Raw genomic sequence first — 12,313 nt, 5'->3', positions numbered from 1 at the left:
TACGTCAGTTTTTTAATTGTATTTATATGAGTATAAAGTGTATATTATTTCAAAAAAATAATAGAAAATTATTTACTTTTGATTTAATTGGTAGTATACTGACTTCAAACCAAGAGGAGAAAGGGAGTAATGACAATGTTCACTTTACAATCAGTCATTTCATTTACACAACATCATCATACGTAAACCCTTGAACCTAGCGTGAAAAAACGTGTAGGTACAAGGGTTATTTCCGTTGTACCTACATTCTCCAAAGAGCTATGTAGGTATTTTTATCTACATAGCTCTTTTTTCGTTTTCTTAGCGCTATGTTATGAATGTATGAGTATTTTCGAAGATAAACTCGTAGCAAATAATGTATCAAAATCCTGTCAGAAGATTCCCGCTTCTAGTGTATTGCAAGGGATAACTGAATGGTGAGTAGGAGCAGTTCAAGAAATTAATAATGGACATATAAGAGAAGCATATTAAATATGTTATCATTGTAGATTTTTTGTATATATGTGCCGAGAAAGTAGAGGTGTAATGATGAAAAAATGGAAACGAGCCAATCCGAATGGAACAAGAGATTTTTTGTTTCAAGAATGTACATTGATGGAAGAGGTTGAACAAAAATTAAGACGAACATTTATCGATAGGGGATATGAAGAAATACGGACACCTATGATTGAGTTTTATGATGTGTTTGCATTTCAAAATCGTCCTATGGATGAGGAGAAAATGTATAAGTTTTTTGATTCTGAAGGACGTATCCTCGTTCTCAGACCTGATATGACAATTCCGTTAGCACGTGTGATTGGAACAAAAAAGATGAAAACTCCTTTGAAATTAACATATAGTGGGAATGTTTTTAGAGCAAATGAATCTTTAACAGGTAAATATAATGAAATTACACAAACCGGCATTGAAATTATCGGTATTGATAATATACGTGCTGAAATCGAGTGTATAGTAAGCACGATTGCGGCCTTACAATCAGCTGGTATTCAATCATTTAAAATTGAAATTGGCCAAGTGGAACTCTATAAATCCATTGTGAAGAAATTGTCTTTGCGAGAAGAAGATGAATATGCATTGCGAGAATATATTGAGAGTAAAAATTTTGCCGCTTTGTCTCGTTTTTTACAAGAAAAGCAGTTGGATATGCAAGATGAAACAGTGCGATTATTACAAAAATTACCTCGTTTATTTGGTGGATTAGAAGTAGTTGAAGAAGCTGAAAAACTTGCAGTGAATACAGAAATGAAGAGAGCAATTGCGAGGATAAAAAATATATATGAAAACATTGATCGCCTTGGTTATGGTCAATATATATCTATTGATTTGGGGATGATCCAACATCTCAATTATTATACCGGTGTAATCTTTCGCGGATATATATGCGATGTTGGAGAGGAAATTGTTAGTGGTGGAAGATACGATGAATTGATTGGGAATTTTGGTGAATCTTTACCTGCAGTAGGTTTAGCAATACAAGTAAATCAAATTGTACGTACCTTACAAGAACGGATAGAAAATTCATACCAAAAACAAATAGATGCTCTCATATATTATTCGTTAGATATGATTTCCGAAGCAGAAAAATTACGTATTTTACTTGGAAAAGATGGTATAAAAGTAGAATTGTCAATGTTAGAAAATTTACAAGATACATTTCAATTTGCAAGAACACATGATGTGAAAACTGTAATTGATGTATCAGGAGATACTTTAGTCGAATATGTTTGGAAAGATAAATGGATCATGCAGAAAAAAGGAGAATCCTCATGCGTAACATTCAAATTGCGTTAACGAAGGGAAGATTAGAAAAACATGTGATTCCGTTATTTGAACGAATCGGCATTGATTGCTCAGAGCTAAAGGATAAAGGAAGGAAGCTTGTATTTCAAAGTAAAAACTCGCAAATTTCATTCATCCTTGTAAAAGCGGTTGATGTTGTAACGTATGTACAGCATGGTATAGCTGATATTGGTGTTGTTGGAAAAGATATCTTGCTTGAATCTGAAAACGATGTATATGAAATGATTGATTTAGGGGTAGGGCGTTGTAAATTTTGCGTTGCTTCCGTTTCATCGTATCGTCCAAACGGTTATAACAAAAAAAGGATTGCAACAAAGTATCCGAATATTACTTCTGCACATTTTCGCAAAAAGGGAGAAGATGTAGAGATTATTAAAATAGAAGGTTCTGTTGAGATTGCTCCTTTGTTAGGGTTAGCAGATGCAATTGTTGATATTGTAGAAACAGGACAAACATTGAAAGAAAATGGATTACTAGTATTTGAAGAAATTTGTGACATTTCAGCACGTTTAATTGTAAACAAAGCATCTTTAAAAATGAAAAAAGACGAAATATTCAATATTATAAATAAAATGGAAAGCGTCTTAATAGAAAAGGAATAAAGGAGGGTAAATATGGAAATTTTATACGAGGATTATTCTAGTATTTTATGTAAGGTGAAGAAGTTAAGGGAACAGGCAAATACAATAGAAGAAACGATTCAACAAGATGTAAGGAAAATTGTTGTAAGTGTCAAAGAAAAGAAAGATGAAGCGCTATTTTCATATACGAAGGCTTTTGACAAAGTAGAGTTAACCAAATTTCAAGTTTCGGAAGAAGAGATGGAGTTAGCTTATCAAAGTGTTGAACCAGCATTTTTAGCAGCATTGGAAGAAGCAAAGAAGAATATTATTTCCTATCATGAAAAGCAAAAGAGACAAGCTTTTATTGATATAGAAAAAGAGGGAATTATTCGTGGGCAGCTTGTTCGGCCGTTACAAACTGTTGGTGTATATGTACCCGGAGGAACGGCAGCGTATCCATCATCAGTTCTTATGAATGTCTTACCAGCAAAAATCGCGGGCGTCAATAAGATCGTCATGGTAACACCGCCGAATTGTGAAGGAGTCAATCCACATATTTTAGCTGCCGCAAAAGTTGCTGGAGTTGATGAGGTGTATACAGTAGGGGGAGCACAAGCAATTGCTGCGTTAGCATATGGAACAGAATCGATTCCGCGTGTTGATAAGATTGTAGGACCGGGAAATATATATGTGGCATTAGCGAAGCGAGAAGTATTTGGTGCAGTTCATATCGATATGATTGCTGGCCCGTCTGAGATTGTTGTTATTTCTGATGAAACGGGAAATGCAGCGTATATTGCTGCTGATTTATTATCACAAGCAGAGCACGATATACGTGCAACCGCTATTTGTATCACAACTTGTTTAGAATTAGCGCAGGAAGTGAATAGAGAAATAGAAAAACAATTGATGAGCCTTCCGAGAAGTGGAATAGCTCGTGAATCCATTAACAGAAACGGAGCGATTCTTGTCGTAGAATCGTTGGAGCAAGCGTTCCAGCTCTCAAATGAAATTGCACCGGAACACTTAGAACTGCACATAAAAGAACCGATGACAGCTCTTCCGTATATTCAACATGCAGGTTCTATCTTTTTAGGCCCGTATGCGCCGGAACCATTAGGTGATTATATGGCAGGTCCGAATCACGTGTTACCAACGAGTGGAACAGCAAGGTTTTTTTCTCCTTTATCTGTTGATGATTTTATGAAAAAATCGAGCTTTTTATTTTATACAAAAGAGGCTCTTGGACAAGTGCAACAGCATATTGTCAATCTAGCAGAAAAAGAAGGATTACAAGCTCATGCGAGAGCAATTGAGATTCGTTTTGAAGGAGGGGAAAAGTAATGCGCACTGCAAAACAAACGAGAATTACAACTGAAACAAAGATTTCCGTAGCACTGCAACTAGATGGGAATCAAGAAGTTTCAATTCAAACGGGAGTTGGTTTTTTTGATCATATGCTGACATTATTTGCAAGGCACGGCCGCTTTGGGTTGCAAATTGAAGCTGATGGTGATGTACATATCGATGCTCATCATACGGTAGAAGATGTTGGAATTGTTCTTGGGAATTGTTTGAAAGAAGCACTTGGTGATAAAGCAGGAATTAATCGTTATGGCACAGCTTATGTACCGATGGATGAAGCGTTAGGGTTTGTTACTGTTGATATAAGTGGAAGGTCTTATCTCGTATTTGATGGTGAATTTACAAATCCAAAACTTGGTGATTTTGACACAGAGCTAGCTGAAGAATTTTTTCGTGCGGTGGCTCATACAGCAAATATAACATTACATGCACGTGTTTTATATGGAAGCAACACGCACCACAAAATTGAAGCACTTTTTAAAGCGTTTGGACGTGCACTGCGTGATGCCGCCGAAAAAAATGAAAAAATTATAGGGGTAAATTCCACGAAAGGACTGTTGTAATATGATTGCGATTGTAGATTATGGAATGGGCAACATTCGAAGCGTAGAGCAAGCGTTAAGACATATTGGAGCAGAGTATATAGTAACAGATGAAGCAGAAGCATTTCTGAATAGCGACGGCGTTATTTTGCCGGGAGTTGGTGCGTTTCCAAGAGCGATGCGTTGTTTAGAAGAGAAAGGACTTATTTCTGTTTTGAAGCAAGTTGCGATTGCAGGGAAACCGTTGTTTGGAATTTGTTTAGGCATGCAGCTTTTATTTGAAGAAAGTGTAGAAATTGAAAGAACGAAAGGGTTAGGATTGCTTCCAGGAACGATAAAGAAACTAGACGTACCATATAAAATACCTCATATGGGATGGAATCAGTTACAAAAGAAAAAGGAGCATCCTTTATGGAATGAAATAGAGGATGGCGCATTCGTCTATTATGTTCATTCTTATTATGCGCAATGTCCAAATGACGTTGTAGTGGGCGATAGTGAATATGGCGTTCTCGTACCAGGAATTGTTTCAAGAGGAAATGTATTTGGGGCTCAGTTCCATCCTGAAAAAAGTGGTGAAATAGGAATTCAAATATTACGAAATTTTAAGGAGGTTATAGAAACATGGAAATCTTCCCAGCTATCGATTTAAAAAATGGTCGTTGCGTTCGTTTATATCAAGGGCAATTTCAGCAAGAAACGGTAATGAATGAAAACCCAGTTGCCCAGGCATTACTATTTGAACAACTTGGTGCACGTGTACTGCACATTGTCGATTTGGACGGAGCAGTTGCTGGTCGTTCAGAGAATCTTTCTGTCATTGAAGACATTTGTAAGGCAGTGCGAATTCCAGTGCAAGTCGGGGGTGGGATTCGCTCAGTTGCTGCAATTGAAACGCTTTTATCAGCTGGAGTAATGAAAGTAATTCTTGGGACAGCAGCATTATATGATCGTTCATTTGTAGAAGAGGCAGTTCGTTTATATGGAGATAAAATTATTGTTGGAATCGATGCGAAAAATGGTTATGTAGCAACGAGAGGATGGCTAGATGTGTCTGAAACGTCTTATGTACAACTAGCAAAGGAAATGGAGAAAGTGGGTGTGCAGACGCTTATTTTTACTGACATTTCTAGAGATGGAACACTTGCAGGTCCAAATTTTGAACAATTACAAAAATTGCAAGATGAGGTTTCGCTTCAAATTGTTGCTTCAGGCGGTGTGAGTTCGCTTGCTGATGTTGAGAAATTACAGGATATGAACTTATATGGCGTTATCATTGGAAAAGCATTATATGATAAAAAAGTTCTTTTAGAAGAAGCATTACAGGTGACAGGCATATGTTAACAAAGCGAATTATTCCATGTTTAGATGTGAAAAATGGCCGTGTTGTAAAAGGCATAAATTTTGTCGGGTTACAAGATGTTGGCGATCCTGTTGCAATTGCCGCTGCATACAATGAGGCAGGTGCGGATGAACTTGTGTTTTTGGACATTACGGCAACGTACGAAGAACGAAAAACAATGATTGATGTCGTAGAACGTACAGCATCTCAAGTATTTATTCCCCTAACAGTTGGAGGTGGAATCTCGTCTGTCCAAGATATGTATGCATTACTTCGAGCTGGTGCAGATAAAGTTTCATTAAATTCAGCTGCAGTGCAAAGACCGGAGTTAATACAAGAAGGAGCGGAGCAATTTGGCTCTCAATGTATAGTCGTTGCAATCGATGCAAGAAAGGTCGAAGAAAATAAATGGAATGTATATGTAAATGGAGGCCGCATTGATACAGGAATAGATGTAATCGAATGGGCAAAACGTGTGGAAAGTTTAGGTGCTGGGGAATTACTTTTAACGAGCATGGATGCCGATGGGACAAAAGATGGCTATGATTTACTTTTAACAGAAACAGTTTCAAAAGCCGTTGGTATTCCGGTAATTGCCTCGGGTGGATGTGGATCAATTGAACATATTGCCGAAGTTTTTCAGCGAACATCAGCAAATGCGGCGTTAGCGGCTTCTATTTTTCATTACGGCACCGCAACCGTTCAAGAAACGAAACAAAAGTTACAAGAAGCGCAAATTGAGGTGAGATTGTGAAACCGGATTTTTCAAAAGGATTATTGCCAGCTGTTGTAATAGAAGAGGGGACAAAAGAAGTTTTGATGCTAGCTTATATGAATGAAGAAGCGTATGAAAAAACATTAGATACAAAAACGACCTGGTTTTATTCTCGTTCACGAAGAGGTTTGTGGAATAAGGGAGAAACATCGGGACATGTCCAACATGTAAAATCATTGTATTTAGATTGCGATCAAGATTCTGTTATGGTAGTTGTTCAGCAAGTTGGTGTAGCGTGCCATACAGGAGAAAAGTCATGTTTTCATAATAAGATGTTATAGGGGGATAAGGAAATGAGCGATGTGTTGCAACAGTTATATGAAACAATTCAACAGCGAAAAGAGAATCCTATCTCTGAATCGTATACGAATTACTTATTTACAAAAGGAGAAGACAAAATATTAAAAAAACTAGGGGAAGAATGTACTGAAGTTGTGATTGCAGCGAAAAATAATGAGAAAGACGAGCTTATAAAAGAAGTTGTTGACTTTACGTATCATTGCTTAGTGTTACTAGTAGAAAAAAATGTATCATTACAAGAGGTAGTAGAAGAATTAAATAAACGCCAAGGACAATTATCGAGAGTGGGCGAACGAAAAGAAATTGATACACTGTAGGAGGGGAGAAAGATGAGAGTAGATTATCACCTTCACTTAGAAGAAGGGCCGTATTCAATGCGGTGGTTATCTCGCACCAATGAAGCGCTTGAGTATTTTGCACCGATTGAGGAAGAGAAACATTCAATGGGATGGATCTTGAAAGCTGGGGAACGTTTGCAAAAGCGTGTAAAAGAAGGCGCATTTTCACAGGAGTGGATTGATTTATATTTAGAGGAAGCAGTGCGCAAAGGAATACGGGAAGTTGGAATCGTTGACCACTTATATCGTTTTTACGAAGCTAAGGAATACTATGAGCGCTATGTCGATATTAGTGATACAGAACTTGGACATCTGCAAAAAGAATGGCTGGATCAGGTGAGAGTAGAGTCGATTGCAAACTTTACAAAAGCAATTGAAGATGCGAAAGAAAGATGGAGCAAACGAGGTGTGATATTACGGCTTGGAATAGAAGCTGATTACTTTATTGGCGGGGAAGAGGAACTAGCGAAACTATTAACGTTAGGAAATTGGGATTATGTCATTGGCTCTGTTCATTTTATTAATGGGTGGGGATTTGATAATCCAGATACAGATGCTTATTTTAGACAGCATGATTTACATGTATTATATCCCGAATTTTTTTGCACTTTAGAAAAAGCGATACGTTCTGAATTATTTGATATTGTTGCGCATTTAGACAATATTAAAGTGTTTAACTATCGCATAGATGAAAATCAGCAATTACCGTATTATGAGAAAATTGCCAAAGCTTTAATCGAAACAAATACAGCTACGGAAGTGAATGCTGGTTTATATTATCGATATCCTGTCAGAGAAATGTGCCCAAGCCCTTTGTTTTTACAACGCTTAGTGCATTATGGTGTTCCGATTACGATTTCTTCAGATGCGCATTTCCCGAATGATTTAGGTAGCTACGTAAAAGAAAATATAGAGACGCTTCGTAATCATGGTGTGACGCACATTGCAACATTTGAAAAACGAATCCGGAACATGAAACCGATCGAATATGTAGAAGAAAATGTTTTGCGATAAAGTGAAACTTCCATCAGTGGGGAGAGGCTTTATTCCCTACTGATTGTTAGTTGAACCAATCGGGCAGCCCCAAATTATTTTCTTCGCTTCTCTTTTCATCTTGAATGTATGGGGGCACTGCCCGTTAATACAGGATGAAAACCTCCTTTTTTGTTTACACTAATGTTGAACAAAAAAGGAGGATTCTATTATGGCAAAACAACAATATAAAGATACTGGGAAGTTAACGAATCAGAGCAATGTTGTAAAAAAAGACCAATCAGAGCAATCAATTACACACGAACAAGTTAGTGATACATTAGCTGAAGGAACGATTGATGTAAAGTTAGAACAAGGAAGCAATGAATAAAGTGAAACTTCCATAAATGAGGGATAACCCTCACTTATGTTTAGTCACACCAATCGAGTTTTTACTGCCTATTAGTGCGGAATTAAACTATAGTGAAAAAGAGGCTGAATGTGTTCAGCTTCTTTTTTCATGATTTTGTAAAGAAAGATTACAAGAACAATTAAATTCCTTGTCTTTTTTCAATAGAATTTCTTACAATAATATTGAAAGTGTTTATTTTACTATTAGTGGGTAATAAGACCTCTTACTTCAAGATTCAGAGAAGCCGAAGATGTAAAAGCTTTAACTAATAGAAGTTTCATTCTATGTTAAAAGGAAAGGATGCTTAATTATGGCGAAAATTTTAGTAGCAGGACAAATTCCAGAAATCGGACTACAGTTGTTACGAGGTCATGAAGTGGAAATGTATGATAAGGAAGAGTTAATTAGCACAGAAGAACTAGTGAAACGTGTACAAGATAAGGATGGATTATTAAGCTTACTTTCAACAAAAGTTTCGAAAGAAGTTATCGATGCAGCACCACATTTGAAAATTATTGCAAACTACGGTGCTGGATATGACAATATTGATTATAAATATGCAGTAGAAAAAGACATAGCGGTAACAAACACGCCAAAAGTTTCAACAGAGGCAACAGCAGAGCTAACGTTTGCAATTCTTTTAGCAGCAGCACGCCGTATTCCTGAAGGCGATACGCTATGTCGTACAGTTGGTTTTAATGGCTGGGCACCGCTCTTTTTCTTAGGACGTGAAGTATACGGTAAAACAATTGGTATTATCGGTCTTGGAGAAATTGGAAAAGCAGTGGCAAAACGAGCAAAAGCATTTGGTATGAATATTGTGTATACAGGGCCAAGTCGTAAGTATGAGGCAGAGCAAGAATTAGAGGCAACATATGTAACGCTAGAAGAACTATTACAAACAGCAGATTTTATTACGATTAACTGTGCGTATAATCCAAAGTTGCATCATATGATTGATGAAGAACAGTTTAGAATGATGAAAAAAACTGCTTATATTATTAATGCGGCACGTGGTCCAATTATGAATGAATCCGCGCTTTCTTATGCTTTAGAAACAAAGGAAATTGAAGGAGCGGCACTTGATGTGTTCGAGTTTGAACCGAAAATTACAGAAAAATTAAAGGGATTAACAAACGTTGTGTTAACACCTCATATTGGAAATGCAACGATTGAGACACGTGATGCAATGGCGGAAATGGCAGTGCGTAATATTTTAGCAGTGCTAGAAGGAAATGAGCCATTAACTCCAGTGTATAAAAAAGAACTTATAATGAAATAAAGTGAAACTTCCATCAGTGGAGGATTTTCTTCATACCCACTGATGGAAAGCTCGTGTGTAAAGAGAATACAGTTGTCAAATTTTATTCTTAGAAGTCAACAATCGGGCCAGATTGTTGAGGAACGTTTTCAATAAAATTGGATATTTATGTTGAAATATAGAGTAGAGATTGTGAAGATTTCACTCAAACTAACGGGCAGTTTAGTTGAAGAGAGAGGAGAAAATTCTCCCACTTTAAGTCATTTTTGACACAAAAAGCGAAGTAATTATTTATTATTCAAGTTTACTGTCTATTTCTTTTAACTTAATATCGCTTTTTAAAGAAATATATTTGGCAGAGACTATTTCAGTCTCTGTCATTTTTGTGGTCTGAAACCAGCTAAGTCTGAAGTCTGATATAAAAATCAAGCTCTAGCACAATTATGAAAGATTTAGAAAAAAAGTAATATGGAACCAAGATAAAACATATACCTTACAGGGGTATCACGAAATCTAGCGTGATACTCCGCAAAGTGTGCGGTTTTTACCAATTCAAATTCAGTACAATGTGAGGGTAGATAACAAGTAGCGCATTTTGGAGGTAGAATAAATGGTTTTTGTTCAGAATGTATCAAAAGTTTATTCATTGGAATCGGGGGATTAAGTTGCGTTAAAGAATAACAACATTCACATCCGGAAAGGCTAATTCGTTGCGATTATGGGTCCGAGCGGGAGCGGGATAGAGCACCTTGCTGCAACTACTAGGAGGGCTTGATTTGCCGAAGTCTGGCAAGATTTTGATTGATGGCGAATGGTATTGTATATAAAATTACGAGGAGGAAAAAAATGAAGAAGTTATTCTTACGTTTAGCTGTTTATGTATTCATTTTTATTGTGTTTATGGGGGGGATCTGGTTCTATGGCTTTAATCGCCATCAAAAAGATTTTTACTCAAATGTCCGCCATGAGCCAGTTCCTTCGTTACAAGGAGTGAAGGTCCCTGAGTATGACCCCCTTAAACCTACTGTGGCAGTTGTAATGGCCGATTCATCAATACCAACTGAAGATTTTGATTTTCTCATTCCATACACACTGTTTTCTATGACGGATGCCTACAATGTATACGCCGTTGCACCGGACAAAAGCGTGAAATCTTTATCAGGCGGACTGGATGTAATACCACATTACTCTTATAAAGAACTGGATAACCTATTAAATAAAAGTCTAGATATTATTGTGGTCCCTTATATGCCCGGTGTAGATGAACAGAAATATCAACCAACTCGCGAATGGATTCAACAACATTCCAGCAGTAAAACCACCACTTTTCTCAGCATTTGTGGTGGGTCAAAGAATCTTGCCGATGCAGGTTTATTAAAAGGGAAATCAGCCACCTCATTCTGGCAATTCCTACCCATATTAATGAAGCAATATCCTGATACACATTGGAAAGAGGATGTGAGGTATGTTCACGAAGGAAATACCTTAACTTCAGCCGGTCAAAGCGCAGGTATCGATGCAGTACTTCACCTAATATCTCAGAAACTAGGAGAACCCGTGGCTGCAAAAATATCTAAGGAAATTAGTTATCCTTCTTACCAATTCGTTCAAAATCCAAAGGTGGACCACCCTTTTTACGTGGATATAAAACTTGCAACATATTTGCTAAATCTTGGATTCCATTGGAATAAGAAACAAATGGGGGTACTTCTGTATAAAGATATGGATGAAATAGCTTTATCTTCTATATTTGATTCTTATGGAGACACCGGAACGACACAAGTCTTGACCGTTTCTAGTTCGGATGCACCAATTACTACGAAACATCATCTTAATATACTGACTAGGCATCAAATATCTAATGCTCCAAAATTAGACAAAATGATCATACCAGGTGGCGATGCAAAATCACTAGCGGCAGCAGATGTAAGACTTTGGGGTGAAAAGGGTAATGCTAAAGAGACCCTCTTTATTCATAGTGATTCACCAAACAGATATGTATTCGAAGCGCCATTGGAAGACTTAGCTAAACAAGAAGACCTTTTAACTGCCAAGCACGCTGTAAAACGATTTGAATATCGTGCAAATGGTATCCATCTTGAAGGCAAACCCCTTCCACTTGGAACATACAGCAATATGATGTTAACTGGTTTACTGGCTCTTTTGGTAGCTTTCTATATAGACAGACGATTCATTATGAAGAAGAGAACTTCTAAAGTAATTAATACCTCAATGGAATTTCATAAGCGCTAGATATTTATCCAGCTGCTGTTGATCATTCCCATTTGTACCGAACGTATGGTGAAAACTAATCGGCACATGCAAATCATGGCAAACCATATTTCATTTAGATCGAAATCCTGCAGTACACACTCCTAAAATGAATTTGAGAACGGATCACCTAGGGAAAAGTTTTAATTTCATTCTTCAACTATCGGGCGTGATTATGAAACAAAAAGTAAAAGGGATGATACATATTAGTCATGTATAATATGTATGCCCCTTATTTTTTTATGACTTTTTACGATTTAGGTCTTGATAATTTTTATAACAACTTTATTATTTGTGTACAGCCCGCCCATTCAAATCGAGCTCTTACAGCTGTTAATGCGGGATAAAAAAATCCTTCCCTATGATAGGAAG

The 12,313-nt window shown here is 37.0% G+C and carries 13 protein-coding genes and 1 pseudogene; all 14 read left to right on the top strand.

Features of this window, described 5'->3' with window-relative positions; all coding sequences use genetic code 11:
* The first annotated feature begins 528 nt into the window (after positions 1-528).
* The 14 genes and pseudogenes from hisZ (at position 529) to AB1279_RS17170 (ending at position 11,923) form a co-directional block, all read left to right on the top strand.
* Positions 529-1,791, top strand: coding sequence for an ATP phosphoribosyltransferase regulatory subunit (gene hisZ / locus AB1279_RS17235; RefSeq protein WP_429761457.1), 1,263 nt, complete (start codon positions 529-531; stop codon positions 1,789-1,791).
* Entirely contained in the window at positions 1,767-2,402 is a 636-nt protein-coding gene (hisG, locus tag AB1279_RS17230; protein ID WP_429760035.1) for an ATP phosphoribosyltransferase, read from the top strand. Before hisZ ends, hisG begins: the two co-directional genes overlap by 25 nt.
* A gap of 12 nt (positions 2,403-2,414) precedes the next feature.
* Positions 2,415-3,707 (top strand): histidinol dehydrogenase, encoded by a 1,293-nt coding sequence (gene hisD / locus AB1279_RS17225; RefSeq protein ID WP_429760034.1) that lies wholly within the window; start codon positions 2,415-2,417, stop codon positions 3,705-3,707.
* On the top strand, positions 3,707-4,291 hold the full coding sequence (gene hisB, locus AB1279_RS17220; protein WP_429751104.1) for an imidazoleglycerol-phosphate dehydratase HisB: 585 nt from the start codon (positions 3,707-3,709) through the stop codon (positions 4,289-4,291). Before hisD ends, hisB begins: the two co-directional genes overlap by 1 nt.
* A 1-nt stretch (position 4,292) precedes the next feature.
* Complete coding sequence (hisH, locus tag AB1279_RS17215; RefSeq protein ID WP_429760033.1) at positions 4,293-4,922, top strand: imidazole glycerol phosphate synthase subunit HisH; 630 nt, start codon at positions 4,293-4,295, stop codon at positions 4,920-4,922.
* Positions 4,895-5,614 carry a 1-(5-phosphoribosyl)-5-[(5-phosphoribosylamino)methylideneamino]imidazole-4-carboxamide isomerase gene (hisA, locus tag AB1279_RS17210; protein ID WP_429760032.1) on the top strand — a complete coding sequence of 240 codons (720 nt, stop codon included), beginning with the start codon at positions 4,895-4,897 and terminating at the stop codon, positions 5,612-5,614. The genes hisH and hisA overlap by 28 nt, the downstream gene beginning before the upstream one ends.
* Positions 5,608-6,366 (top strand): imidazole glycerol phosphate synthase subunit HisF, encoded by a 759-nt coding sequence (gene hisF, locus AB1279_RS17205; RefSeq protein WP_429760031.1) that lies wholly within the window; start codon positions 5,608-5,610, stop codon positions 6,364-6,366. Before hisA ends, hisF begins: the two co-directional genes overlap by 7 nt.
* On the top strand, positions 6,363-6,668 hold the full coding sequence (gene hisI / locus AB1279_RS17200) for a phosphoribosyl-AMP cyclohydrolase (protein WP_429760030.1): 306 nt from the start codon (positions 6,363-6,365) through the stop codon (positions 6,666-6,668). Before hisF ends, hisI begins: the two co-directional genes overlap by 4 nt.
* A 12-nt stretch (positions 6,669-6,680) precedes the next feature.
* Complete coding sequence (locus AB1279_RS17195; protein ID WP_429751094.1) at positions 6,681-7,004, top strand: phosphoribosyl-ATP diphosphatase; 324 nt, start codon at positions 6,681-6,683, stop codon at positions 7,002-7,004.
* Between the two features lie 12 nt (positions 7,005-7,016).
* Positions 7,017-8,039, top strand: coding sequence for a histidinol phosphate phosphatase domain-containing protein (locus tag AB1279_RS17190; protein ID WP_429713616.1), 1,023 nt, complete (start codon positions 7,017-7,019; stop codon positions 8,037-8,039).
* Positions 8,040-8,229: 190 nt separating this feature from the next.
* The gene (locus AB1279_RS17185) at positions 8,230-8,388 is read left to right on the top strand and encodes a DUF4025 domain-containing protein (protein WP_429760029.1); all 159 of its coding nucleotides are present in this window, start codon (positions 8,230-8,232) and stop codon (positions 8,386-8,388) included.
* Positions 8,389-8,719: 331 nt separating this feature from the next.
* Complete coding sequence (locus AB1279_RS17180) at positions 8,720-9,691, top strand: NAD(P)-dependent oxidoreductase (protein WP_429760028.1); 972 nt, start codon at positions 8,720-8,722, stop codon at positions 9,689-9,691.
* Between the two features lie 589 nt (positions 9,692-10,280).
* Positions 10,281-10,476: pseudogene (locus tag AB1279_RS17175) on the top strand (ATP-binding cassette domain-containing protein); the annotation flags it as partial.
* Between the two features lie 40 nt (positions 10,477-10,516).
* Positions 10,517-11,923, top strand: coding sequence for a DJ-1/PfpI family protein (locus AB1279_RS17170; RefSeq protein ID WP_429760027.1), 1,407 nt, complete (start codon positions 10,517-10,519; stop codon positions 11,921-11,923).
* Positions 11,924-12,313 lie beyond the last annotated feature (390 nt).

Source organism: Bacillus sp. S14(2024), assembly GCF_050473785.1.
Lineage (GTDB): Bacteria > Bacillota > Bacilli > Bacillales > Bacillaceae_G > Bacillus_A > Bacillus_A yunxiaonensis.
This window is presented reverse-complemented; position numbering and strand designations above follow the sequence as displayed.

What these genes read in the sequence shown, in the direction of transcription:
- hisZ (WP_429761457.1), top strand. Translation starts at nt 529, where the DNA reads ATGAAAAAATGGAAACGAGCCAATCCGAATGGAACAAGAGATTTTTTG.
- hisG (WP_429760035.1), top strand. Translation starts at nt 1,767, where the DNA reads ATGCGTAACATTCAAATTGCGTTAACGAAGGGAAGATTAGAAAAACAT.
- hisD (WP_429760034.1), top strand. Translation starts at nt 2,415, where the DNA reads ATGGAAATTTTATACGAGGATTATTCTAGTATTTTATGTAAGGTGAAG.
- hisB (WP_429751104.1), top strand. Translation starts at nt 3,707, where the DNA reads ATGCGCACTGCAAAACAAACGAGAATTACAACTGAAACAAAGATTTCC.
- hisH (WP_429760033.1), top strand. Translation starts at nt 4,293, where the DNA reads ATGATTGCGATTGTAGATTATGGAATGGGCAACATTCGAAGCGTAGAG.
- hisA (WP_429760032.1), top strand. Translation starts at nt 4,895, where the DNA reads ATGGAAATCTTCCCAGCTATCGATTTAAAAAATGGTCGTTGCGTTCGT.
- hisF (WP_429760031.1), top strand. Translation starts at nt 5,608, where the DNA reads ATGTTAACAAAGCGAATTATTCCATGTTTAGATGTGAAAAATGGCCGT.
- AB1279_RS17195 (WP_429751094.1), top strand. Translation starts at nt 6,681, where the DNA reads ATGAGCGATGTGTTGCAACAGTTATATGAAACAATTCAACAGCGAAAA.
- AB1279_RS17190 (WP_429713616.1), top strand. Translation starts at nt 7,017, where the DNA reads ATGAGAGTAGATTATCACCTTCACTTAGAAGAAGGGCCGTATTCAATG.
- AB1279_RS17185 (WP_429760029.1), top strand. Translation starts at nt 8,230, where the DNA reads ATGGCAAAACAACAATATAAAGATACTGGGAAGTTAACGAATCAGAGC.
- AB1279_RS17180 (WP_429760028.1), top strand. Translation starts at nt 8,720, where the DNA reads ATGGCGAAAATTTTAGTAGCAGGACAAATTCCAGAAATCGGACTACAG.
- AB1279_RS17170 (WP_429760027.1), top strand. Translation starts at nt 10,517, where the DNA reads ATGAAGAAGTTATTCTTACGTTTAGCTGTTTATGTATTCATTTTTATT.